Annotated in this window: 21 protein-coding genes, 3 tRNA genes and 1 pseudogene; 5 read left to right on the top strand and 20 right to left on the bottom strand. The window is 58.3% G+C overall.

What is annotated here, in order from left to right:
- Window positions 1–55: 55 nt before the first annotated feature.
- The 9 genes from ACN2TU_RS00385 to ACN2TU_RS00345 all read right to left on the bottom strand — a co-directional run bounded on the left by ACN2TU_RS00385 (window position 56) and on the right by ACN2TU_RS00345 (window position 8,322).
- Complete coding sequence (locus tag ACN2TU_RS00385) at window positions 56–532, bottom strand: Lrp/AsnC family transcriptional regulator (RefSeq protein ID WP_435151593.1); 477 nt, start codon at window positions 530–532, stop codon at window positions 56–58.
- A gap of 415 nt (window positions 533–947) precedes the next feature.
- The gene (locus ACN2TU_RS00380; protein ID WP_435151590.1) at window positions 948–1,388 is read right to left on the bottom strand and encodes an ester cyclase; all 441 of its coding nucleotides are present in this window, start codon (window positions 1,386–1,388) and stop codon (window positions 948–950) included.
- A 223-nt stretch (window positions 1,389–1,611) separates the two neighbouring features.
- Window positions 1,612–1,683, bottom strand: a tRNA-Ala gene (locus tag ACN2TU_RS00375).
- Between the two features lie 5 nt (window positions 1,684–1,688).
- Window positions 1,689–2,303: a rhomboid family intramembrane serine protease gene (locus ACN2TU_RS00370; protein ID WP_435151588.1), complete on the bottom strand. Its 615-nt coding sequence runs from the start codon at window positions 2,301–2,303 to the stop codon at window positions 1,689–1,691.
- An 88-nt stretch (window positions 2,304–2,391) separates the two neighbouring features.
- Entirely contained in the window at window positions 2,392–2,700 is a 309-nt protein-coding gene (gene rpsJ / locus ACN2TU_RS00365) for a 30S ribosomal protein S10 (RefSeq protein WP_007979652.1), read from the bottom strand.
- Window positions 2,701–2,703: 3 nt separating this feature from the next.
- Window positions 2,704–3,969, bottom strand: coding sequence for a translation elongation factor EF-1 subunit alpha (gene tuf, locus ACN2TU_RS00360; RefSeq protein ID WP_435151585.1), 1,266 nt, complete (start codon window positions 3,967–3,969; stop codon window positions 2,704–2,706).
- Between the two features lie 153 nt (window positions 3,970–4,122).
- The gene (locus ACN2TU_RS00355; protein ID WP_435151582.1) at window positions 4,123–5,073 is read right to left on the bottom strand and encodes a homoserine dehydrogenase; all 951 of its coding nucleotides are present in this window, start codon (window positions 5,071–5,073) and stop codon (window positions 4,123–4,125) included.
- The gene (locus ACN2TU_RS00350) at window positions 5,070–5,606 is read right to left on the bottom strand and encodes an amino acid-binding protein (RefSeq protein ID WP_435151579.1); all 537 of its coding nucleotides are present in this window, start codon (window positions 5,604–5,606) and stop codon (window positions 5,070–5,072) included. Before ACN2TU_RS00350 ends, ACN2TU_RS00355 begins: the two co-directional genes overlap by 4 nt.
- A 529-nt stretch (window positions 5,607–6,135) precedes the next feature.
- A complete protein-coding gene (locus ACN2TU_RS00345; RefSeq protein WP_435151576.1) occupies window positions 6,136–8,322 on the bottom strand; it encodes an elongation factor EF-2 in 2,187 nt (728 codons plus the stop codon).
- Between the two features lie 141 nt (window positions 8,323–8,463).
- On the opposite strand from ACN2TU_RS00345, the gene ACN2TU_RS00340 reads away from it, so the two are divergent.
- Both ACN2TU_RS00340 and ACN2TU_RS00335 read left to right on the top strand, forming a co-directional pair.
- Complete coding sequence (locus ACN2TU_RS00340) at window positions 8,464–9,219, top strand: DUF5781 family protein (protein ID WP_435151573.1); 756 nt, start codon at window positions 8,464–8,466, stop codon at window positions 9,217–9,219.
- 332 nt (window positions 9,220–9,551) lie between these two features.
- On the top strand, window positions 9,552–9,971 hold the full coding sequence (locus tag ACN2TU_RS00335; protein ID WP_435151570.1) for a GNAT family N-acetyltransferase: 420 nt from the start codon (window positions 9,552–9,554) through the stop codon (window positions 9,969–9,971).
- 77 nt (window positions 9,972–10,048) lie between these two features.
- Here ACN2TU_RS00335 and ACN2TU_RS00330 read toward each other — a convergent pair whose 3' ends face one another.
- The 8 genes from ACN2TU_RS00330 to ACN2TU_RS00295 all read right to left on the bottom strand — a co-directional run bounded on the left by ACN2TU_RS00330 (window position 10,049) and on the right by ACN2TU_RS00295 (window position 19,547).
- Window positions 10,049–10,666 carry a 30S ribosomal protein S7 gene (locus ACN2TU_RS00330; RefSeq protein ID WP_435151567.1) on the bottom strand — a complete coding sequence of 206 codons (618 nt, stop codon included), beginning with the start codon at window positions 10,664–10,666 and terminating at the stop codon, window positions 10,049–10,051.
- A gap of 3 nt (window positions 10,667–10,669) precedes the next feature.
- Entirely contained in the window at window positions 10,670–11,098 is a 429-nt protein-coding gene (locus ACN2TU_RS00325) for a 30S ribosomal protein S12 (protein ID WP_049971655.1), read from the bottom strand.
- Between the two features lie 292 nt (window positions 11,099–11,390).
- A complete protein-coding gene (locus tag ACN2TU_RS00320) occupies window positions 11,391–11,828 on the bottom strand; it encodes a NusA-like transcription termination signal-binding factor (RefSeq protein WP_435151563.1) in 438 nt (145 codons plus the stop codon).
- On the bottom strand, window positions 11,828–13,009 hold the full coding sequence (rpoA2, locus tag ACN2TU_RS00315) for a DNA-directed RNA polymerase subunit A'' (RefSeq protein ID WP_435151560.1): 1,182 nt from the start codon (window positions 13,007–13,009) through the stop codon (window positions 11,828–11,830). The genes ACN2TU_RS00320 and rpoA2 overlap by 1 nt, the downstream gene beginning before the upstream one ends.
- Window positions 13,002–15,932 carry a DNA-directed RNA polymerase subunit A' gene (locus ACN2TU_RS00310; protein WP_435151557.1) on the bottom strand — a complete coding sequence of 977 codons (2,931 nt, stop codon included), beginning with the start codon at window positions 15,930–15,932 and terminating at the stop codon, window positions 13,002–13,004. Before ACN2TU_RS00310 ends, rpoA2 begins: the two co-directional genes overlap by 8 nt.
- 1 nt (window position 15,933) lies before the next feature.
- Window positions 15,934–17,760 (bottom strand): DNA-directed RNA polymerase subunit B, encoded by a 1,827-nt coding sequence (gene rpoB, locus ACN2TU_RS00305; RefSeq protein ID WP_435151554.1) that lies wholly within the window; start codon window positions 17,758–17,760, stop codon window positions 15,934–15,936.
- A gap of 3 nt (window positions 17,761–17,763) precedes the next feature.
- A complete protein-coding gene (locus ACN2TU_RS00300) occupies window positions 17,764–19,320 on the bottom strand; it encodes a DNA-directed RNA polymerase subunit B'' (protein ID WP_435151552.1) in 1,557 nt (518 codons plus the stop codon).
- On the bottom strand, window positions 19,320–19,547 hold the full coding sequence (locus tag ACN2TU_RS00295) for a DNA-directed RNA polymerase subunit H (protein ID WP_435151549.1): 228 nt from the start codon (window positions 19,545–19,547) through the stop codon (window positions 19,320–19,322). The genes ACN2TU_RS00300 and ACN2TU_RS00295 overlap by 1 nt, the downstream gene beginning before the upstream one ends.
- A gap of 283 nt (window positions 19,548–19,830) precedes the next feature.
- On the opposite strand from ACN2TU_RS00295, the gene ACN2TU_RS00290 reads away from it, so the two are divergent.
- The 3 genes and pseudogenes from ACN2TU_RS00290 (at window position 19,831) to ACN2TU_RS00280 (ending at window position 20,691) form a co-directional block, all read left to right on the top strand.
- Window positions 19,831–19,903 (top strand) — tRNA-Asp (locus ACN2TU_RS00290).
- Window positions 19,904–20,108: 205 nt separating this feature from the next.
- Window positions 20,109–20,515 (top strand): annotated as a pseudogene (locus ACN2TU_RS00285) (group I intron-associated PD-(D/E)XK endonuclease).
- 103 nt (window positions 20,516–20,618) lie between these two features.
- Window positions 20,619–20,691, top strand: a tRNA-Asp gene (locus tag ACN2TU_RS00280).
- A 250-nt stretch (window positions 20,692–20,941) separates the two neighbouring features.
- On the opposite strand, the gene ACN2TU_RS00275 is transcribed toward ACN2TU_RS00280, so the two are convergent.
- The 3 genes from ACN2TU_RS00275 to ACN2TU_RS00265 are packed head-to-tail and all read right to left on the bottom strand — an operon-like array spanning window position 20,942 to window position 22,641.
- Complete coding sequence (locus ACN2TU_RS00275; protein ID WP_435152421.1) at window positions 20,942–21,568, bottom strand: YndJ family transporter; 627 nt, start codon at window positions 21,566–21,568, stop codon at window positions 20,942–20,944.
- Window positions 21,569–21,571: 3 nt separating this feature from the next.
- Complete coding sequence (locus ACN2TU_RS00270; protein ID WP_435151546.1) at window positions 21,572–21,961, bottom strand: hypothetical protein; 390 nt, start codon at window positions 21,959–21,961, stop codon at window positions 21,572–21,574.
- Window positions 21,958–22,641, bottom strand: coding sequence for a DUF4166 domain-containing protein (locus ACN2TU_RS00265; protein WP_435151544.1), 684 nt, complete (start codon window positions 22,639–22,641; stop codon window positions 21,958–21,960). Before ACN2TU_RS00265 ends, ACN2TU_RS00270 begins: the two co-directional genes overlap by 4 nt.
- Window positions 22,642–22,817 lie beyond the last annotated feature (176 nt).

Here is a 22,817-nt window from a genome sequence, read left to right as displayed (position 1 = left end):
AATTCCAATTCTAAACTTAGAAATTTCCCAATTTCGAAGAGGTCGCGGCGGTGACTCACTCGCTGACTTCGTCTCGTCCGAAATGATCGAACGGCTGAACATATTCGCTTTTCACGAGTACTTCGTTCACCACGTCCAACCCGATGTCGTTGAGCGATTTTCCGACGGCGGTCACGTCGTCGCGGCTTGGTGCAACCGTCTCGACATGAACGTTTTCGACGCCAGCCATGATCTCTTTCACGTTGACGACACCCTCTACATCCAGTGCCCGTTCAGCGAGTTCCTCGCGATCGGGTATCGGTGCGGTGCAGATGAAGAGGACACGAAGCGGGAAATCCGCGTTGTGATAGTCGATTTGCGGATGATATCCGTTGATGATGCCCTCATCTTCGAGTCGTTGAAGTCGATTGCCGACCGTGCTGGCCGAGACACCGACTGCGTCGCCGATCTCCGTCGTTGTCGTGTTACGCGCGTCCTCCTGTAACAAATGCAGGATACCGCGGTCGACGTCATCGAGTGGTTCGTCGCTCATGGTTGTTGGGTACTGAAATCGTCATTCTGTGTTGGTGGTTCGTCGAAAAAGTCGGCATGCGTTCGAGATGACAAACTTTCGTGGGAGGCATGGCCGAAACATGGCGAGAGGCCAGCTCGCCACCAGAGCCTCCGGCACCGTCGAACACTTGCCGGGTCTGTCACACCCGGGCTCCGGGCGTATTTCATACGTAGACCGCTACCCCCTTCATTATATCCCGAATAATCGGGGGTGGCTCGGGCCGAACGGTGTGAAACGGTTGGAAAAATTGAATCACCTCGTTTGGCTCGAATCGCGTTCTAACGAGATTGTGGCAGGAAACGCGACGTGAAACGGTCGGTGAGACGAGATAATGATTGAAATAGAATACGTCCAAAGAATTGGCTCCATCCGAAATGGGTGGTCGGTTCGGCCGTTATGCTCCGGACTCGTCGTGAAGTTTTCCGAGTTGACTCAGTATCGCTCTCGCGTCGTCGAGGTCCCACTCCTCGGCGAACTTTCCGTCTTCGACGCGCATGATTGACAACCCCGAATACTCGACCGGCTTCCCCGTCGGTTCGATGTCGAGGTATTTACCCTGTAACTTCCCTTTCTGTGTTCCGGTGACGGTGTAGACGCCACAAGAGACTTCGCCCGACCCAAGCGGTTCGAAGGTCACGTGCATGTCCGGAAACGCCTCCCGACACTCACGAACCCATCGCTTGTAGTCCTCGGGGCCGTCGAACTCCCCCTGACTGAATCTGTGGCTGACGAAGTCGTCGGCGAAGAGTTCATCGACGACATCTACCTGTCCTTCGTTCCAGACTTCGGTTCTGAGACGGTCTAAAATCTCTTTCTCAGCGGCTTTCGATGACATGTTCCACTCCTCCGGCGTCTAATCAGTGTCCCCCAGTTGCACCAGCGTAAACGCCAGGCGAACGTAGGACAGCAACAAGCATAACGATTGATTCAGAAACCCGAGATGCCACTCACGACTGCTGATTCACGATGATTCCACTGTTTCCACGCAGACGACGCTCCGCGGGCGTGCGTCTTGTCTAATTAAAATCCCGCTCGTCCATTCCACACTGCGTTTGTCATGGACTCGCCGGGATTTGAACCCGGGGCCTCTTCCTTGCGAAGGAAGCGATCTGCCACTGATCTACGAGCCCTCGGACTATTGTACCGCCCGGTCGTTACTTGTAGCTTGTGTTTCGACCCGCAGGATGTGAAGTCGTCCCGCGATGAGGCCGACTGCGAATCCCGTGAAGTGAGCGATGAGGGCCACACCGGGGGCAGCGGTCGTCAGAGTAGCGAGGAAGGCGAGAGCCAGAACGACCACGATTTGCCCCCGACGCGAAAGGCGGAGTTTGCCGAGCACCGCATCGGCCATGGGATTTCCGGCGAGCAGGTAGCCGAACAGACCGAACACCGCGCCGCTGGCACCGAGGACGGGACGGGCCGACCCGACGAGGCCGTCGATCCACACCTGCGATACGCCCGCGAGGATACCGACCGTGAGGAAGTAGGCGTGAAACCGCATCGTCGTCGTCACGCGCTCTATCAGCAGACCAGCGAACAACAGGGCGATTGCGTTGGAAAACAGATGGGCGAGATTTGCGTGCGCGTAGACGCTGAGTGGAAGGGACCACGGCCGAACCGTCACCGGCGGCGCTAGCGTGAACAGGCTCACCGCCAACGGCAGACTGACGAGCCGAATCGCCGACTGGAGGGCAAACACGACACAGAAGATGGCGAGCGTCTGTACCGTGGGGGAGCGGGAGAGTCCCATACCATACAGTGATCACTCGAACTACAAAAATCGAATCCCCATCGCCGTCGCTGGTCGGGGTGAGAAATATAGAAGTTTGGGTCGAGGGTTAGTCCTCGAGGACGATTTCGATGCTTACGTCGTTCGGAACCTGGATGCGCATCAACTGTCGAAGCGCGCGTTCATCGGCGTCGAGGTCGATGAGGCGCTTGTGGACGCGCATTTCCCAGTGTTCCCACGTTGCAGTTCCCTCTCCGTCAGGGGACTTGCGAGTGGGGATTTCCAGCGTCTTCGTCGGGAGCGGAATCGGGCCGCTCAGGGAGACGCCGGTTTTCTCGGCGATCTCGCGAACATCGTCGCAGATGTCGTCGAGATCCGAGGGGTTGGCTCCTGCTAGTCGGACTCGTGCCTGTTGCATCGTTTATTTCTCGTTGACTTCGAGGACTTGACCGGCCGCGACGGTCTGGCCCATGTCACGGATTGCGAAGGAACCGAGTTCCGGAATTTCGCCTGCCGGCTCGATGCTGAGCGGCTTCTGTGGTCGAACCGTGACCTTTGCTGCGTCACCGGATTTGATGAAGTCTGGGTCTTCCTCGGCGACTTCACCGGTGGATGGGTTGATCTTCGCGTCGATGGACTCGATGGTACACGCGACCTGTGCCGTGTGGGCGTGGAAGACAGGCGTGTAGCCAGCCGTGATGACGCTCGGGTGCTGCATCACGACGATACGGGCCGTGAACGTGTCTGCGACCTTTGGTGGGTTGTCGGCCGGACCACACACGTCACCGCGACGGATGTCGTCCTTACCGATACCACGAACGTTGAAACCGACGTTGTCGCCGGGTTCTGCTTTTGGCACCTCTTCGTGGTGCATCTCGACGGTCTTGACTTCGCCGCCGACGTCGCTCGGCTGGAACGAAACGTTGTCGCCCGTGTTGAGCGTCCCCGTCTCGATACGTCCGACCGGCACCGTACCGATACCCGAAATCGTGTAGACGTCCTGGATTGGCAGACGGAGGTCTGCGTCCGTTGGCGGTTCCGGTGCGTCGAGGTCGTTGAGTGCCTCGAGCAGGGTCGGTCCGTCGTACCAAGGCGTGTTGTCCGACTGCTCGGAGACGTTGTCGCCCTCGAATGCCGAGGTTGGGACGAACGTCGCGTCGTCGGACTTGAAGTTGACCTGCTTCAGGAGCTTCGAGACCTGGTCTTTGACATCGTTGTATTTGCCCTCATCGTAGTCAACGACGTCCATCTTGTTGACTGCGATGATGAGCTCGTTGATACCCAGCGTCTTCGAGAGGAATACGTGCTCCTGGGTCTGTGGCGCGACACCGTCGTCAGCGGCGACGACGAGAACCGCGTTGTCTGCCTGCGATGCGCCCGTGATCATGTTCTTCACGAAGTCACGGTGGCCCGGGCAGTCGACGATGGTGAAGTAGTATTCGTCGGTGTCGAACTCTTGATGGGCGATGTCGATCGTGACACCACGCTCTCGCTCTTCTGCGAGGTTGTCCATCACGTAGGCGAACTCGAAGCCGCCTTTACCCTTCTCTTCCGCTTCCTCGCGGTGCTGTTCGATTACGTGCTCCGGGACGCTCCCTGTCTCGAAGAGGAGTCGCCCGACCATCGTACTTTTACCGTGGTCGACGTGGCCGATAACGGCCAAGTTCTGGTGTGGTTTGTCGCTCATTGGTATCTCACGCGCAGATGCGCTCTGTCGGAATTATTTGGCAGAAGCGGTTAAAACCATTTCGATACGTCATGCGGGGCATCTGCCCGCCGTCTGGCGTTTAGTGAGAACAATTGGCACAGCGAGACTATGAAAGAATTCAGACCATTCTGCTCATTCCTCGCGTGCAAGTGTCGTCACGTCCGACAGTACCGCCGAAGCAGTTTCGTGACCACCTGCCCCACGTCCGCTGATATTGAGTCTTCCTGCATGTTTCGTCTCGAACTGAACGATGTTGCGCGTCCCGGACACCGCGAGCGTTCCGTTCTCGGGAACGAGACGCGGGCCGACCTGAACACCATTGCGCGCGACTTCACCGACGAGTCGAATCGTCCAACCGTCTTCACTGGCCAGTTCGAGAGCACTCCCAGGTAAATCCCGAATTCCTGCTACCTCCGCGTCGTCGACCGTGTATCCCCCATCGAAGAGGACGTTCGCGAGGATGATGCATTTCAGTGCGGCGTCGGTTCCGTCCACATCGAACGACGGGTCAGCCTCCGCAACACCGAGGTCTTGTGCCTCCGCGAGCACGTGTTCGTAACTCAATCCCTCCGCTGCCATCCGCGAGAGGACGAAGTTTGCGGTTCCGTTCAACACGCCGCGAACCGCCGTGACGTTTTTCGACCCTACGTCGGCGATGGTTGAGAGAACCGGTATCGCGCCGCCAACCGTCGCTTCAAAGAGCACGCGTCCCTCGCTCTCCGCTTCGAGTGCCCGCAATTCCTCGTATCGTTCGGCAACCGGCCCCTTGTTCGCCAATACGACGTGCCGGTCGGATTCGAGCGCGGTTTGCGCGTGGTTGAACCCCGGTTGTGCATCGCCGAGCGTGGTTGGGGTGGCTTCGACCAACACGTCGTACTCACCATCGAACACGGCGTCTGGGGCGAGCGTTCCAACCGTTTCATCGTCCGATTTCCGGGCCAAGACGGCGTCTACATCGATTCCATCCTCATCGACGACAGCAGTACTGGAATCCGCCAGCGCCGTCACCGTGTGGCCGTACTCCTCCGCGAGTTCCACGACGGAGCGACCGACAGCACCCGCACCAAGCACTGCGAGTTTCATGCGACAACCTCCCCATCGGTTAACGGGGCAATAACGCGTAGCTCCTTCTCGTCTGCGATGGCCGCCACCGTGTCGAGAACACTGTCCGTCTCGGCGGCGTCAGTGGCGAGTCTGAGTCGCGCGCTGGATACATCACTCGTACCTTCGGGAGCCGAGAGCGAAATATCGACCACGGACGTGTTCGACTCGCTCGTGACCCGTGAGAGAGTATCGGAAACGTCGGTGTCGATGATATGTCCGGTGAGGACAACGGTGATCTCTTCGTCGTATCGCTCCGCACCCGCACGGATGACGTTCACGCTCGCCGTACGCAGTGCGGAGACGATCGTCTCGAATCGATCCGGCGGACACTCCAAATCCACTTCGACCGGAATGTGACCGCGTGGTGTGAGCGACCCGCGTTCGTGAAAGACGCTGAGCAAATTACCGCCATGTTCCGCGATGGGTTCGAGCGCGTGGAGCAGTTCGCCCGGTTCGTCGGCGAGTTCCAGCCGAACCGTGTATGCTTGCACGTGCTCATCGTGGTTAGCCATGATAGCAGGGTTGGGGCGTGGGCAACAATAAACCTTCAGTCGGTCACAAAATTCTCCAATACGGGGACTGCAACGGGATGAAACGGATGCAAAACGAACTGCAACCCGAATTAGTCACCTCCTATGACACGTGTTAACGAGCTCGTAGTAATGCCCCTGGAACCTGTACGAAGAATTGGTGATAGACGATGCGATTCACAGATGCGGTTGGTGCAAGCAATGACAGTATAGCCAAAGACCACGTCTGCGCCTTCTGTCAGACGGCCTTCGACAGCCGCGACCGAACGTGCCCCGTGTGTGATGCGGAAATCGTCCACAGAGGGGAACGGTAACATATCGCCATCGTCGATAGTCACATCGACCCAAGTTTCAAACGATACCTGAGCGACGGCGACTGCGTAGTGTGGCCATTTTCGATACCCGTCCGGAAGACCGCAAGGTGAACGACGGACAGAGACGAAGCGTCTCGTAGAGCAAGTGCTCTCGAATATTCGATAATAAAGATGCCTAGCGAAACAGAAACTATCGATTAGAAGTAATCGATAGCCTGGGGCAGTTCCTGCTTCATACCCTTGCGCTCTCGGATTTCCATGATGGTCTCTGGTTGGAGGTTGTCCGCCATGACGCGGAATCCGGCGTTCTCCGTGTTCCACGACGCACGACCTTCCGTCGCACTGCGGATGTCCGAGGAAAACCCGATCATCTCGTCGACGGGCGCGATACCTTCGACAACCATGAGGTCGCCCTCTTGGTACATGTCGTCCACGCGGCCACGGCGGCCCTGAATCTCGCCGGACGCAGCACCCATGTGCTCGTTCGGCACGTCGATGCGCACGTTCTGAATCGGTTCGAGGAGCTTCACGTGACCGTGGATGAGTGCGTTGTGCACTGCCTGCCGAACCGCAGGGATGACCTGTGCCGGACCACGGTGGATGGTGTCCTCGTGGAGGCGAGCGTCGTTGAGCTTGATGAGCGTCCCTTCGACGGGTTCGCCAGCGAGTGGACCGTCGTCAAGCGCCTCTGTGAGGCCCTCGATGACGAGTTCCATCGTCTCGTTCAGGTGTTGGATACCTTTCGTGTTGTCGATGAGGATGTTCGTCCCGTGGATGTGTTCCACGTTCTGGCTGGTATCCTTGTCCATGCCCGCCTCTTGGAGCACTTCACGGCGCTCCTGCTCGGGCATGTCCATCGAGATGTCCCCTAATTTCAACTTCCCTACAATTTCGTCCGACAGCGGTTCGACCGTGAGATAGAACCGGTTGTGGCGGTTCGGGGAGATACCTTCGACTTCGGTGGTTGCCCCCTGAACCTTCTCGCGGAAGACGACGATAGGCTCACCAGTCGTCACCGGAATACCCTGGTTGCGTTCGATACGCTGGGTGATGACCTCGAGGTGGAGTTCACCCTGTCCGCTGATGAGGTGTTCCCCCGTGTCCTCGTTGATGTCGATTTGAATGGTCGGATCTTCTTTGGAGACCTGTCGAAGCGTCTCGATGAGTTTCGGCAGGTCGTCCATGCTCTTTGCCTCGACGGACTTCGTGATGACGGGTTCGCTGATGTGTTCGATGGACTCGAACGGCGTCATCTCGACGGAGGAAACCGTTGAACCGGCGATAGCGTCCTTCAGACCGGTGACGGCCGCGATGTTCCCGGCAGGGACGCGCTCCACTTCCTCGCGTTCGCCGCCCATGTAGATACCGACGCTCTGGACGCGGTTCGTTCCGACGGTTCCCGAGATGTAGAGGTCTTGGCCTTTCTCCAGCGTCCCGGAGAAGACACGACCAGCGGAGATTTCGCCAGCGTGCGGGTCGATACCGATGTCGGTGACCATCAGGACGACTTCGCCGTCGGGGTCCACGAGCCGCATCTGTTCGGCGAGTTCCGAGTCGTCGTCACCACGCCAGACACGCGGGATACGACGGGGTTGAGCCTCGATGGGGTCCGGGAAGTGTTCACAGACCATGTCGAGGATGACGTCCGACAGCGGCGTCTTCTCGTGAAGCTCTTGGCGATTGTCGTTGCGTTCGAGTTCCATGATGTCCCCGAAGTCCATGCCCGTCGCTTGCATCGACGGCATGGAGACGCCCCACTTGTAGAGTGCCGACCCGAACCCGACGGTTCCGTCTTCGACGGAGACGGTCCAATCGTCCACGTCGTCCATGTCGTCGGTCATGCCGCGAATCAGCTCGTTCACGTCGTCAATGACGTTGAGCAGGCGGCGTTGCATCTCCTCGGGACCCTCTTGGAGTTCCGAGATGAGTCGATCCACCTTGTTGATGAACAGGGTCGGCTTAACGCCCTCACGGAGTGCCTGTCGGACGACGGTCTCCGTCTGTGGCATTGCGCCCTCGACGGCGTCCACGACGACGAGCGCACCGTCGACGGCACGCATCGCACGAGTCACGTCGCCACCGAAGTCGACGTGGCCCGGTGTGTCGATGAGGTTAATGAGGTGGTCGTTACCCTCGTACTCGTGGGTCATCGAGACGTTGGCCGCGTCGATGGTGATACCGCGCTCCTGTTCGTCCTCCTCCGTGTCCATCATCAACTGGGTAGCTTCACCCTTGTCGGCGATCATACCCGCACCAGCGAGAAGGTTGTCCGTCAGCGTCGTTTTGCCGTGGTCGACGTGGGCGGCAATCGCGATGTTCCGGATCTGCTCCGGTTTGTCCATGAGCCGCTCGCACTGTTCGACGATCTTCTTTCGTCTGCCCATATATGGGTATCCCTACCTGTACGAGGTTGAAAAGCGTAGTGTTTTCCCGCCCGGAAACTGTCCGGAAATGGCGAATTACCCTGCCAAACAGTCCCATACGGCACAAGAATAATACTCGCTCAGGGCGTGTCATCAACACGCATGGATATTCGAATACACGGTTCTACGTCCCCGACCCCATTTCTCAGCGCCTCCGACCTCTTCGAAACGGAGCACGACCTCGACAGGCCGGTTCACGTCCGGATTCGTGACGACCCGGACGAGCGAACGTGGACTTCCCATCCCGGAGAGTACCACGTCCTCAACATCTCGCGACAGGCCGCGACCAGTGCGATGGCCCGTGAACTCGCACTCCACGAATACTCGCACATGGCCCGCAACGAACAGTCGCATCCGTCGCACACCCAATCGACCGCAGAAGCGCTCTTTCTCGCGTTCGCCGGACGGTCGGTCGAGCGCCGGAAACTCACGCACTGCTACCAGATCGCGAACCACATGAAAGATATCTACGCCGACGACATCACGCTCCGCGTCGGCCCGAGCGACAAACTCGTCGCGTACCTCGAATCCGAACTTGCCACGGCGATTGCGGACCGACCAACCCACCCTCGTGGGAGGCGAATGACCGCGACCACCGACCCCGAGATGACCGCCGTAAACGCCGCGTTCGCCCTCGCCTTGGTCGAGCGCCACGACCTCGTCCCGCGTGACCACCGACTCTACGACCTCGCCCGTACCGCCTCCCGCGACGCACCGACCGTGGACGTGCAGGGATTCAAATATCGGTTCCTCTCGCTCGCCGACGACCCCGGAAAGAGCGAGTACCGGAAGGCGCTCGTGGACGCCTCGCGTGAGTACGTTCTTGGTGGAGCGAACGAGGGACAAGCCGCAGATTAACCGATAGAGCGTAGTTCGGCGGCGAAAAGGTAGGACTTTAGAAAGACGTCATGCGAGTTGGTTCTGGTAATGTAGTGTCCTCGAAAGCCCTCGTTGGCTATGCCACCGGAAGACCCGAGCAAAGCGAGTGCAGGGAGTCGATTGGGAAAGTCTATGGCTGATGCGGTTGCGGTGCGGTGGCGGTTTGATTGGCGTCGATGGGAGCTAGTAAGACATCAACAAATCCACAAAACATGTGAGTTGAGACATAGTTCAGTCGCAGTTTGAGTGGAGTCAGCAGTGTCAAGCGAGAAACAAACTGAGACAACCAACCCCTTTACCCCGTACTCGAAATGAAGGACATGGAAATTCGGGAGTTGAAAACCGAATCCGAACGCCTCGACGCCGTTCCGATTCTCCGCCAGTTGTGGAGCGATATCCCACCCGAGGACGTGTTGGAGTGGACGGCGGACGATGAATACCATCTGTTCGGTGGCTTTGCCGACGAAGAGTTGGTCGGCGTCGCTGGCGTGCTCGTCAAGCACGTTCTCCACCATGCTCGTAACGCGTGGCTCTACGACCTCGTCGTGGACGAACCGCGGAGGAGTGAGGGATACGGAGCCTCACTTATCGAGTTCGTAGAGCGGTGGGCCGAAGAGCGGGACTGCGAGCACGTCGCGCTGGCGTCGCCCGTAACAAAAGACGGCGTCCATCGATACTATGAGGGCCAAAACTACGAAAAATGGGGATACGTTCTCGAAAAGGAACTTTAGCGGTTCGATTCAAAAACGCCGTCGCTCGAAAGCGAAAATAAAGCAGAAAACCGAGTCCAAAAGGAGATGAACGAACGTTACCGTGCTGCCGCAGCGACGCGCTCTTTCTCTTCTTTCTGGTTGATAGCGTAGGTCTGGACGTCGTAGTCTGCAGCACCGATGAGCTGCTGTGCGAGCGCCTCTTCGGCGTCCGTCGCAGTCTTGAACGAGGCACTATAGGTGCCTTCCGCGATGAACTTGAGCGACTGGTCAACGCGACGCTGTGGCGCAACGTCGACTGCTTTCGGGACGGAGATGCCACCGTACTTCAGGCGGACAGTCTCCTCACGCGGGGCGGCGTTCTCGACCGCTTGTACGAGCACCTGCACCGGGTTCTCCTCGGTGCGCTCGTGGATGATCTCGAAGGCTTCGCGGACGATTTTCATCGTCTGCTGTTTCTTGCCCGTGTTCTCTTCCGTCTGCATGAGACGGTTGATGAGTCGTTCGACGATGCTGACCTCGCTCTTCTGGAACTGCTTTCCAGCGTGACGACCCATCGTGTGTGCGACGGGCGTGACCGAGATGTAGCGTTCCGTGCTCGGGTCGGCGAACTCGATGTTCGTCACGTCCCACCTACCGAACAGTTCCGCAGCCGCGCCTTCGCCTTCCGTTCCAACGTGTTCGTCGGGTTCTGGTTGTTCTTCGTCTGCGCTCATGAGTTATCGCACCGGTTTTTCCGCATTGCCGCGAACCAGTTCTTCCATGCTCACGCCGTTGACTTTCTCTACTTTGTAGTTGACGCCGGAAAGGTCACCCATCGCACGACCTTTCGCACCGCCGATACCCGCGATGGTGACCTCGTCGTGTTCGTCGATGAACGAGATCGCACCGTCGCCCGGGCAGAACGCCGTCACCTGCTTACCGTTCTTGATAAGCTGGACACGGACGCATTTTCGAATCGCAGAGTTGGGCTGTTTCGCTTCGATGCCCACTTTCTCCAGCACGATACCTCGGCCTTGCGGCGCACCTTCGAGTGGGTCGGATTTCTCACCGAGACCACGCTCTCGTCGGGCGTAATCGGAGTCAGACCACCGGTGATTCTGGCGGTCTTTCTTCAGCTTCCGAGCCGCGTACTTACCGTTCGCCATTATGTGGTGAACTATTTGATGGAGCTACTTAAACCGTGTCTTTTGCGTTCGGCGTTACGCCCGCAGGTCGCTCGAAAGGGGTCGGTAAAGGGATTTGAGCGCGTTTCATCGATTCTAAGCCGAGCCAACGGGTTTGTTCGAGAGTGAGCAGAGGCTGGTTATTTCTTCTCGTATCCTGCATCGGTTCAAAATAACTGCGTTTCCAACACCGAATACGTGGTCATCGTCGCACATCAACGATGAGAACTACTTAAATCACACCGACCGCAAAAACCGTAGAAATCGACCCGATTCAGGTCAACTGGATGTCGTCCACGTCGAAATGACGCTCGACGAGCAGTTTGGCCGTCTCGATATTCCGACCCCCTGTACCGATGGCGACACCGGTGTCCGCCTGCTCGACTTCCGCGTAGGCCACTGTGTCGTTGTTTTCGCTGATGGTGACGTGGTGGACTTCGGCCGGCGCGAGCGCGTTCGCGACGAACGTCGCCGCCGTGTTCGCGTCCTCGACCAGTTCCACGTCCGCGCCGAGTTGGTCTTCGACGCTTTGGACGTTCTTCCCGCCCGGTCCGATTGCTTGACCCATCTCGCCCGGTTTGACGACGAAGATGACTCGTTTCTCGTCGTCGTCTTCGTCACCCAGCACGACACAGTCGTGGGCGGTCGCGCCCGTTTCGTCCTCGAAGAGGGCGATGTACTGGCGTGCCGTATCGGAGAGGGTGACTGTCATCAGTCCGAGGGTTCCGCGCCGCGACTGACCGAACCCATTCGGAGGTCAACGTCACCCGTGCCGAGTTTGATCGGCTTGCCGACGATGACGTTCTCGATGACACCGTTCAGGTCGTCGATTTCGCCGTGGATTGCGGCGTCGAGCAGGTGGTTCACCGTCACCTCGAACGCCGCACGTGCGAGCACGGATTCTTTGCTGCCGGAGATACCGTGCCGACCGATGGACTCGATGGTTCCTCGGTTGGTCATGATGTCCGAAACGAGCATCAGGTGCCGAACGTTCACGTCGTCGAGACCCTGCTCTTCGAGGGTGTCCATCGTCTCCTCGATGATGGCCTCGCGGGCCGCCTCGACACCGAGGTTGCGGTAAATCTCGTGGATATTGTTCGACGTGGTGCGCGAGGCGTCGACACCCTCGATTTCGATAACGTCACCGAACGCCGATCCTTCGGTGTAGAGAACGAACTCTTCACCGTCGTCGGTCTGCTCCTTTCGGATGACGACGCGCGTAATGTCCTCGATACCTTTGAAGACGATTTCGCGGAGTTCTTCGACCAGTTGAAGGAGTTTGCGATAACTCGGCTGGTCGGGGCCGAACTCGATGACCGTCCCCTGCTGGTTCGTCGTGACTCCGAGGCTGTCCTCGATGATGCCCGCAACTTCGTCGGGCGTTATCATCCGCTCTTCCAGCGTGTCCTCGTTCAGGTTGATGGAGACGATCATGTCGGCGACGTTGGTCGAGATGTCACCGAGCGCCAAGATTTTGGTCGCCTCAATCTGCCAGACGACTTCGTGAGCGCGTTCGCGGTTGTCGGCGTATTCGTCTTCCAGGAACACCGTCATCATCGGCGTGTCCGGCGTCTTTCGGGCGTCCACGAGCTCGATGAGTCGTGGGAGACCCTGCGTCACGTCGATTTCCGCCACACCCGCGTAGTGGAACGTGTTCATCGTCATCTGCGTTCCCGGTTCCCCGATGGACTGGGCGCTCACCGTTCCGACGGGGTCGAGCGGGTCAACTCGCGTGTTGAAGTAGCGAGTTTCGACCGCGCGTGCGATTTCGTCAGTCTGTTCGACGGTGACACCGTCGCGCGATTCGATGGTTTCATACACTTCGTCTTTGAGGCGTCGCGGGAGTTCCGTATCCTCCACGATGGCCTCCATGTCGTCCGTAACTTCAGTCATCTGATTCCACCTGCCGTGCGTCGGCGTGTTCCGAGAGGTTCGTCGGCGGTTGCCGCTCGCCGAGGAATTCGAGCTTGCGGTTCTCGCTGTCGAACTCCTCGTCTATGATTCGGTCTGCGATACTTTCGACGTCGATCGGGTTCTCCTCGTCCGAGGACACCCGAACCGGCGAGGTGCCGTCCTCACCGAACTCGAACTGAACGATGGTGTCGCTGGTGTCACGCACCGTACCGTCGTACTGCGTTTCGAGTTCGGACAGCGCGTTGATGAGACGGCGCTGGAGGTATCCGGATTTGGAGGTACGGACTGCCGTGTCCACGAGCCCCTCTCGGCCACCCATCGCGTGGAAGAAGAACTCGAGCGGACTCAGGCCGCCAGTGTAGGAGTGTTCCACGAAGCCGTGGGCGTCCGCGGACAGGTCATCCGCCTGGAAGTGGCTCAGCGTGCGGTCTTCGTACCCGCGGTTGATGCGTTCGCCCCGAACTGCCTGCTGGCCGACACAGCCAGCCATCTGAGTCAGGTTCAGGAGCGAACCACGTGCACCGGATTCGGCCATGATAACGGCCGGGTTCTCGTCGGTGAAGTGGTCTTCCGCGATGTCACCGGCGGAGTCACGGGCTTTGCCGAGCGTCTGCATAATCTTCATCTCCAGCGTCTCGTCTACCGTTCGACCCGGCAGGGATTCGAGTTCGCCGTTCTCGTACGTCGTGATGAGGTCTTGGACGCGCTCGTAGGCGTTGTCGATCGCTTCGTCGATCTGCTCTTGGGCCGCCGTCGGAATCGTCTCGTCGTCGATACCGATGGAGAAGCCAAAGTGCATGATGGCACGCATCGCCAGCGTCGCAACTTCGTTGATGAAGTGCCGGGCGCGGGTTTCGCCGTACACTTTACAGATGGTGTCTACGATTTCCCCGCCGAACGCACCCACTGCGTCCTCGTCGATAGTTCCGCTGACGAGTTGGCCGTTTTCGATGACGACGGTGTCGCCAGCCGAACTGGAGAACTCCAGTTCCAATCCGTCGGGGAGGAGTTCCGAGAACAACGTCCGGCCGGTCCAATACGGCGTGCCGTCGTCTTCGTCGCCGTCGGGTTCCGGCAGTTCGTCGATTCGAGTCGCACGGAGCAGGTCGAGCGCCTGCGTCTCGTTGAAGTGCGGGTTCTCGTGCGTGAGGAGGTACGTTCCGGAAATGTGGTCTTGAATCGCGCCGATGATGTTCTCACCGAAGCGCGGGGACAGGATCTGTTCCTGCACGCGCATGAGCACGCGCGCTTCCGCGCGGGCTTCTTCGTTCTGCAGGGCGTGCATGTTCATCTCGTCCCCGTCGAAGTCCGCGTTGTACGGCGGACAGACGACTGTGTTCAGTCGGAACGTCTTGTACGGCATCACGACCACTTCGTGAGCCATGATAGACATCCGGTGCAGGGATGGCTGTCGGTTGAAGATGACGATGTCACCGTCCACGAGGTGGCGGTTGACTTCCCATCCGGGTTCCACCTTCTCCGACAGTTCCTCGCAGTTCTTTTCGGTGACCTTCAGTCGCCGTCCGTCGGGTCGTTTGACGTAGTTCGCGCCGGGGTGACCCTCCGGTCCGTTTCGAACGTAGCGCTGCGCTTCTTCGATGTTGCGCGGCGTGACGTTCATCGTCTGCGTCATCTCACGGGCGACGCGTCGCGGCACGCCGACTTCGTTCAGCGAGAGCGTCGGGTCGGGCGAGATGACGGTACGCGCCGAGAAGTTCACACGCTTCCCGGACAGCGAACCACGGAAGCGACCTTCCTTGCCCTTCAGCCGCTGGCTGAGCGTTTTGAGCGGACGTCCGGAGCGGTGACGAGCAGGCGGGGTGCCCGAAATCTCGTTGTCCATGAACGTCGTGACGTGGTACTGGAGCAGTTCCCACAAGTCCTCGATAATCAGCTGTGGGGCACCAGCCTCGCGGTTCTCCATGAACCGCTGGTTGATGCGGATGATGTCCACCAGTTTGTGCGTCAGGTCGTCTTCGGAACGCTGGCCGTTGTCCAGCGTAATCGACGGCCGAGCAGTGACCGGCGGTACCGGCAGGACGGTGAGAATCATCCACTCTGGACGCGAGCGGTCGGAGTCGATACCGAGCGCCTCGATGTCGCTGTCCGGAATATCCTCGAACCAGTCGCGAATGTCCGAGGGCATCAGCTTGTTCATGTCCTCGGTCGTGAGGTCAATATCGATGGCCTTCTCGATGGCCTTGCGATCTTCCTCTCGCGGGCGGAACTCGCCCGAAATGATCTGGTTGATACGCGAGAGGTCGATGCCCGTCTCTTCGGCGAGTTCCGGCGGCGCGACCGGTTCGCGCTCCTCGTCCTCTTCGCCCTCCTCGTTCCGACCTTGCATCGCCGAGGCGATGCGCTCCGAGTACTCACTCGTGAGAACCTGTTGAACCTCGTAGTAGGTGGTCGGTTTCTCGTGATTGATGTCGTATTGGACTTCGCCACAGTGGGGACAGCGGTCTTTTTTGCGAGCCTCCCGAATCGCGGCCTTCGTTACGTCGGTGATATCGTTCCCGAGTTCCTTCGTCCGCGTGAGCATGCCGTGATATTTTTCCTGTTCTTCCTCGGTCAGGAGGAGTCGGGAACAGTCGCGGCAGGTACCACGAAGCAGTCGGCGGATGAGTTTCGTGAAGCCGACGTGGATGACCGGTGCGGCGAGTTCGATGTGACCGAAGTGGCCGTTACACGACCCGGAGTGTTGCCCACAGGTCTTACATTCCAGACCGGGGTCGATGACGCCCAGTCGTGGATCCATGAGTCCCATGTCGATGGGGAACCCGTCGTCGTCGTACGTGTCGGCGGTAATGATTTTCGTCGCCGACATCTCGCGGTACTCCTCCGGGTCCATCAGGCCGAAGCTGATGGAACCGATTTCCTTGGGAGTTTGATTTGTTGCCATGTTAGACTGCGTCCTCCAGTTCGAGTCGCGGGGCGATTCCGAGCGCCTTCATCTCGTCGAGCAGGAGCTTGAACGCGTAGCTCATCTCGATTTCGTGGATGTCCGTCTCCTCCTCACAGTTCGGACAGTACACGCGGTTCTGGTCGATGTTCTCGACTGCGCTCATTCCACACTGACCGCAGACGTAGATCCATTCGCGGTCGGAGGAGTCGAGAAGCCGTTCCTTGAGCGCCAGTGCCGCACCGTGGCCGATGAGCACCTCACGCTCCATCTCTCCGACACGAAGACCACCCTCACGGGCACGACCTTCGGTCGGTTGTCGGGTCAGCACCTGCACCGGTCCGCGCGACCGGGCGTGGAGCTTGTTCGACACCATGTGGTACAGTTTGTGGTACAGAATGGTGCCGACGAAGATTTCCGCTTCGATCTTCTCGCCTGTCACGCCGGAGTACATGATCTCCTTGCCGGAGGATTTGTACCCGCGGGCTTCGAGCGCCGAGCGGAGTTCTTCCTTGTCTTCGCCAGTGAACGCGGTTCCGTCGACGCGCCGTCCTTCCAGCGCGCCGACTTTGCCGCCGATCATCTCCAAAACGTGCCCGACCGTCATGCGCGACGGGAGCGCGTGTGGGTTGACGATAAGGTCAGGGACGACGCCTTCCTGAGTAAATGGCATGTCCTCCTGCGGTGCGATGTGACCGACGACACCTTTCTGGCCGTGTCGTGATGCGAACTTGTCACCGAGTTCTGGGATTCGCTCGTCACGGACGGATACCTTGGAGAGCTTCGAACCGTCCTCACCCTCCATCAGCGTAACCGTGTCAACGACGCCGGATTCGCCCGAGCGCATCGTGACGCTCGTTTCGCGGCGTTTTTGGGGCGACAGACCGCCCATGTCGTCCGGCTCTTCGAGGAATCGCGGCGGACTCGTCTTGCCGAGCAGGACACTGTTTTCGTCAACGCGCGTCTCGGGGTTGACAAGGCCGTCCTCGTCCAGATGCGTGTATGCATCTTCACCGCGGGCACCGCGCACGTCGTCGCTCGGAATCTCGAATCGGTCTTCCTGACCACCGGGGTAGCGACGTTCCTCACCTTCGTACGTGCGGAAAAAGTGCGAGCGTGCGAGGGCGCGGTCAACCGACCCGCTGTTGAGCACGAGCGCGTCCTCGATGTTGAACCCTTCGTAGCTCATGACCGCAACGGTGAAGTTCTGTGCCGCTGGGCGGTCATCGAAGCCAATTTGCTCCGTCGTCTGCGTCTTCACCATCGACAACTGCGGATAGTGGAAGAGGTGCTGGCGCGTGTCCGGTCGAATCCGATAGTTCGCCGCGGGCAGGCCGAGGGACTGCTTCATCATCCCCGACCCCATCGTAATACGCGGACTGGCATTGTGTTCGGGGTACGGAATCATTCCCGCACCGATACCGAAGATGAGCTGTGGGTCGATTTCGAGGTGCGTGTGGTCTTTGTTGAGGTCTTCTTCGTCAACGGCGACGTAGATGTCCTCTTCCTCCTCGGCGTCGATAAACTCGATTTTTCCACGCTCGACCAGTTGGTCGAACGTGAGGTCGCCCTGTTTGACGGCCTCGACTTCGTCTTCCTCGATAAGCGGTTCCCCGTCTTCGATGACGAGGAGTGGTCGACGGGCACGTCCCGCGTCGGCGTTGATGATGACTTCGCGAGTTCGGTCTTTGACCGAGACGTTCACCATTTCGCTGACATCGCCGCGTCGGCGTGCCTCCCGTACTTGGTCTGCAAGCTGTTCCGGGTCGGGGTGTGTCCCGACCAAACTCCCGTTGACGTATACTTTCGCTTCTCGTCCCTGGCTCATGATTTAGTCCGCGCTCCCTTCGATGCTCTCGATTCCGGGGATGCCCTCGACACCCATCGACGAGAGTTCCTGTTTGAGTTCCTGTTCGTCCTCGATATTCTGGCTCAACTCCATCGCCTGCGCGAAGTTCTTCACCAGCCCACAGTTCGGTCCTTCCGGCGTCTCGGAGGGACAGATACGACCCCACTGGGTCGCGTGCAGGTCACGCGCCTCGAAGTGAGGTTGGCTCCGCGACAGCGGGCTACGCAGACGGCGAAGGTGTGAGAGCACACCCATGAAGTCGGTGCGGTCAACCAACTGCGACACGCCGGAACGGCCACCGACCCAGTTACCGGTCGCAATCGGGTGTTCGAGTCGCTCGGTCAGCACGTCGGAACGAACGACGGTGTTCACCGACAGTTGCCGGTTACGCATGTTCGCACGTTCGAGCTGATACTTCACGTCGCGTGCCAGTTTGTTCAGAGCCGTACGGAACAAGTCTTTCATCAGGTCGCCGGACACCTTCAGGCGCTTGTTGGCGTAGTGGTCTTTGTCGTCCGAATCGCGTCGACCCAGCGCGAGTTCGAAACACGCCTCGGCCATCCGCGCGAGGTAGTACGCCTTGTTGATGCGCACTTCCTCCTCCTCGACGCCGTCCTCGTGGAGGTGCGGCAGGAGGTAGCGGTCGATGACGTAGTTCGCTCGTTTCAGCTGGTAGTTCTTGCCCTGCCCGGAGGCGACCCGTTTCCCGAGGGATTCGATTGCCTCCTCTTGGGTCTGGACTTCCGCGGCCTCCAGATTTTCGAGCATGAACTTCACGATTTCCGGGTCGTCGGAGACACGGTGGACGATTTCCTCGTCCGACTCAAGCCCCAGCGCGCGAACGAGCGTGACGAAGTTGACGCTTCCCGACACCGATGGGAACGACACTTCGAGCAAGCCGTCGCGGGTTCGTTCGACCAGCACCAGCGCGCGGTAGCCACGGCGCTGGCTGAACGTCTTTGCTACCTGAATTTCGTCGCCGTACTTCGTATCGTATTCGGCGAGAATCTTGTTCGGTGCGAGGTCTTCCGAGGTCATCAGCACTCGCTCGGAACCGTTGACGATGAAGTAGCCACCGGGGTCGGCGGGGTCTTCACCGATTTCGACCAAGTCTTCCTTATCGAAATTGGCGATGTTACATTTCTCGGAGCCGACCATGATCGGCATCCGACCGACCTTCGTCTCGGTCGTGTCGACGACTCGTTTGTCGTCGCCTTCGCCCTTGACGATGGTCATCTCCATGAACACCGGAGCGGAGTACGTGATGTTTCGGAGGCGAGCCTCCTGCGGATAGAGGAGTTCTTCACTCCCGTCCGCCTCACGCACGCGCGGAGTGACGACGCGAACGTCGCCGAGTTCCACGAACACTGGCTCTTCGCCCTCTTTGTCGCCGATGTCCGTGTCGATAGTGCCCTTCTCGGTCACAACTTCCTGCATGCCGCGGGTCAGGAAGGAGTTAAACGAGCGGTAATGATGCTCTGCAAGTCGTTCTTTCGAGAAATACTGTCTCGATAGTGCGCGTCTGTCTTCCCGTTGCATTATTCCACCACGAGTCGATATACGACTGCTCGATCCGTCGTTCGAGAGTCCCGGACGATTTTGATTACGTCGCCGACTTCCGCGTCGTCAGGCAACGCTGGGTCCGTCCGTTTGATTTTTGGCAAGTCTGTACTCTTGATTTCGTATTCCTCGAGCACTTCGTCGAGTTCGTCCTCATCGACGACGGAGTGCTCCGGAACCATCTTGTGTTGGCTTACGTCTACCATGTGTGCGCGATTTTCTGGCCAGCGGGAGAAATGGCTATCACGAGATACTACAGGGTATTACACGTAGGACTCATTTAAGACTTGCTAAGTAGCGCGCACACGCCCGGCTATCGCACCCCACATCACCATGCGGGCAGTTCTCTAACACCAGCATGTACTCCGTTCTGGTATAAATTATTTGGGCATGGGAGATGTGTTACCATGGTCCATTACGGCCCGACACGCAATTCCAGTTTGGAAAGCCTTAAGCATACAAGCCAGAAAGGATGAAATGCGTTCGAAAGCCCGGGTGGTGTAGTGGCCCATCATACAACCCTGTCACGGTTGTGACGCGGGTTCAAATCCCGCCTCGGGCGTTTTACTCAAGAGTATCGATTAAATAGTCACCTCTCTGGTGAACACTGGATTGCTATTGCAGATAGTTTATTAAGGAACAGATAGTCTAAGATAAGTCTAGCTTAGGAGGAATTCTTCTTATGGTATTAGAGACTATTTTGACTATAAAGACTACATTTATAGTCACGAAGCTAATAATTAGTAGCACGAAGGAAAGTGAGAGGATTGAACACGAAAAACAAAGGAGACGAAACGGAAGCAAAGATAATTCATACGTTGATTTCTCGCGGATATAGTGTTTCAATTCCGTTGGAGATAACGATAAATACGATATTGTAGTGGATGATGATGGGTGCCTCTATCGAGTTCAGTGCAAAACAGGGTGGACAAACAAAGAAGGGACAATGCGATTCAATACGCATTCACAGACGACAAAAGAGGGCGAATACCACGAAAATACATATCATGGCGAGGTAGATGCCTTCCTCGTTCGGTACCCTGAAAATGAGAAACTCTATTGGATAAAGATTGAAGAAGCAACCGAACAGAAAATGGAACTTCGATTCAACGCCAAAATTAATCATCCATCAATCAATTGGGCGGAGGAATACGAGTTTGATGGAGAGATATGACAAGGGCGATAATTCGTGTTATTTTTGTGCCATAGACTGGCAAAGGACGATTAAATCGACACCCCTTAATAAGGGCAGGCAGAAGGAATAGATGCGTTCGAAAGCCCGGGTGGTGTAGTGGCCCATCATACAACCCTGTCACGGTTGTGACGCGGGTTCAAATCCCGCCTCGGGCGCTTTCTGACAAAACAACAATCGAACAGCAATAGGTCTACGGCTCTAAAATCCCCCAAATTCCCCAAAAGTAATTTGAACCCTGCAAGGTCACAGGCCACGCAACGAGCGAAGCGTAGTGAGCAGGGATGTCCTGCTCTGGTTCAAATCCCACCTCGGACGTATTCTTTCGCGAACGATTCCGACGAGCACTGCCCAGCGTCTATTCGCCATCTCGATACCGACGCTGATTTTCAGACGCGATATCCTCCGTCACTCAGCGGTCGATTCCGGCGTTTTCAGTCGAAATGCCAACAGTGCTGGAAGCGCAAACCCAAACGCGTTGACGCTCCCATGCCGGAGAATCATCTCGTCGATGGTGACGAGTTGTGGCGTTCCGGGATAAGCGGAGTAGCCGTACGCGAGGGCAAGTGCCATCGTCCAGACGACTGCGATGGCGGCAACCGAGAGGAGTGCTCCTCGAATCCTGTCGACACGTGGAACGACGGCGCCCAAAATGGAGAGCGCAAAGACGACGACTGCAACGGTGAAAAACGCGACTGCGACGACCTCGACCAACGGTGAGAAGGTGATGCCGACGGCGATGAGCGCGAGATTCACCACGATAACGAGCGTCGTCGCCGCCATCGCACGACCCACGATTCCCGATCCGAAACGTCCCCCATCGTCGGTGACGATTCGACCGGCCATCCCTGTGACGAGTGGGAGGGCGAAACCAGCATAATGGTAGTGGACGACCGTGAGCAGGACGATAATCGGCCTGAAGTGAAACGAGATGCCGGCGCGGGAGAGAACGAGCGCGACCGCACCCACCGGAACGTACAGCAGGGCCGCGTCGATCGCGAGTTCCGGAAACGGCGTGAGACCACGCGAAAGCAGCCGTCACAGGCCAAAGAACGCGACGCAGGCCGTCACCCCAACCCACGGAAGCGCCAGTCCGACTGCACCGAAGGAACCGGTGGGGAAAGTGAACGACGCGACGGCCGCAATCGCCGCCGGAAGGTGGCCGAACACTGCAAATCGATAGACGAGCGATGTCCGGCTCGTGCGGTGTGTTGTCATCACAACGCCAAGTCCGAGTGGGAGGATGACGAGCACTGCGAGTGAAACTAACAGTTCGACCGTCGATAGAATCTCCATCGCAACCAGCACCGACCAACAGACGAGACCAACGACCGCGTTTGCGTCGGTTACACGAACGCCGTCGATGCGGGGATGGGGGTCGATGGTGACTGGGCTATCGGCGTTCGTTCGACCATCAGTAGTGGTCATCGACTCTCACCCGGCAGTCGAACGCGGCGAATGGTTGTGTCAGTGGCGCGGTTTCCATCCGCGTTCCGCAACTCGTTGTCGAACACACCCTGATACCCGAAGATATGGCCCGCGAGCGGGTTCGTAACGGCGGCAGTGACACGGAACCGACCAGCATACTCGTCATACCAATCTTGGAGCGTTGCGTCGGCAGTGAGTGGTTCCGGGAGCGAGACGTAGCGTTCGCCGACCCGAATCCACTGGTCGCCGAGTCGGATGACGAGGCCACCGTCCTCGACCGAAAGATGAATGTCAGCGACGATTCGGCCATCGGTTCCGTAGAAATCAGTGATACAGGTACGCTCGGGGTTCCAGCGCATCGTATCGTCGAACCGCCGAACTGAGTTCGTTTCGAACTGCCGTCGAAGCCACAAGGCTTCGTACCCCTGCGGGTCGGTAAACGCGTTCGACCGGATTTCGAACGGAACGTCGGTTCCACCCTCCGGAAAGAGGAAGTTTTGGGTCGTCCCGAGCCAAAGGGCGGGAAGCGCGATTGCGCCGCGAGAGAGTCGGGTCATTCGTCCCCGACCGATGGCCATCCGATTGTCATCGCTCACGAGACCGTATCGCTCGGGGATTTCGGGATGCAGGCGTTCCCAGTCATCGCCGAGTGCGCGCTCGAACAAACTCGTCACGGCCATCCCACCACGAAAACACGGCGCTCGGAACCGATCATGTGGGACGGTTCTCGAGCGCGAATAGTCATCCTACCGATACGAACGGTCGGGAAGATAGTGAGCGGGAGGCAAACCTATAGGAAGCGTCGTGACGTGACAGGTAAAAGAGGGAGGAGGGGATAAATGACGCCAACCGTGGG

The sequence above is a fragment of the Haladaptatus marinus genome (assembly GCF_051194195.1).
The sequence above is the reverse complement of the archived record's forward strand: the minus strand, read 5'-3'. Positions and strand labels throughout refer to the sequence as shown.

Bases quoted from the DNA above. Each gene is read 5' to 3' on its own strand.
- rpoB (WP_435151554.1), bottom strand. From the start codon at position 17,760: ATGAGCCAGGGACGAGAAGCGAAAGTATACGTCAACGGGAGTTTGGTC.
- rpsJ (WP_007979652.1), bottom strand. From the start codon at position 2,700: ATGCAACAGGCACGAGTCCGACTAGCAGGAGCCAACCCCTCGGATCTC.
- ACN2TU_RS00385 (WP_435151593.1), bottom strand. From the start codon at position 532: ATGAGCGACGAACCACTCGATGACGTCGACCGCGGTATCCTGCATTTG.
- rpoA2 (WP_435151560.1), bottom strand. From the start codon at position 13,009: ATGACTGAAGTTACGGACGACATGGAGGCCATCGTGGAGGATACGGAA.
- tuf (WP_435151585.1), bottom strand. From the start codon at position 3,969: ATGAGCGACAAACCACACCAGAACTTGGCCGTTATCGGCCACGTCGAC.
- ACN2TU_RS00320 (WP_435151563.1), bottom strand. From the start codon at position 11,828: ATGACAGTCACCCTCTCCGATACGGCACGCCAGTACATCGCCCTCTTC.
- ACN2TU_RS00325 (WP_049971655.1), bottom strand. From the start codon at position 11,098: ATGGCGAACGGTAAGTACGCGGCTCGGAAGCTGAAGAAAGACCGCCAG.
- ACN2TU_RS00350 (WP_435151579.1), bottom strand. From the start codon at position 5,606: ATGGCTAACCACGATGAGCACGTGCAAGCATACACGGTTCGGCTGGAA.
- ACN2TU_RS00340 (WP_435151573.1), top strand. From the start codon at position 8,464: ATGGATATTCGAATACACGGTTCTACGTCCCCGACCCCATTTCTCAGC.
- ACN2TU_RS00355 (WP_435151582.1), bottom strand. From the start codon at position 5,073: ATGAAACTCGCAGTGCTTGGTGCGGGTGCTGTCGGTCGCTCCGTCGTG.
- ACN2TU_RS00380 (WP_435151590.1), bottom strand. From the start codon at position 1,388: ATGTCATCGAAAGCCGCTGAGAAAGAGATTTTAGACCGTCTCAGAACC.
- ACN2TU_RS00295 (WP_435151549.1), bottom strand. From the start codon at position 19,547: ATGGTAGACGTAAGCCAACACAAGATGGTTCCGGAGCACTCCGTCGTC.
- ACN2TU_RS00335 (WP_435151570.1), top strand. From the start codon at position 9,552: ATGAAGGACATGGAAATTCGGGAGTTGAAAACCGAATCCGAACGCCTC.
- ACN2TU_RS00330 (WP_435151567.1), bottom strand. From the start codon at position 10,666: ATGAGCGCAGACGAAGAACAACCAGAACCCGACGAACACGTTGGAACG.
- ACN2TU_RS00370 (WP_435151588.1), bottom strand. From the start codon at position 2,303: ATGGGACTCTCCCGCTCCCCCACGGTACAGACGCTCGCCATCTTCTGT.
- ACN2TU_RS00300 (WP_435151552.1), bottom strand. From the start codon at position 19,320: ATGCAACGGGAAGACAGACGCGCACTATCGAGACAGTATTTCTCGAAA.
- ACN2TU_RS00310 (WP_435151557.1), bottom strand. From the start codon at position 15,932: ATGGCAACAAATCAAACTCCCAAGGAAATCGGTTCCATCAGCTTCGGC.
- ACN2TU_RS00270 (WP_435151546.1), bottom strand. From the start codon at position 21,961: ATGACCACTACTGATGGTCGAACGAACGCCGATAGCCCAGTCACCATC.
- ACN2TU_RS00265 (WP_435151544.1), bottom strand. From the start codon at position 22,641: ATGGCCGTGACGAGTTTGTTCGAGCGCGCACTCGGCGATGACTGGGAA.
- ACN2TU_RS00345 (WP_435151576.1), bottom strand. From the start codon at position 8,322: ATGGGCAGACGAAAGAAGATCGTCGAACAGTGCGAGCGGCTCATGGAC.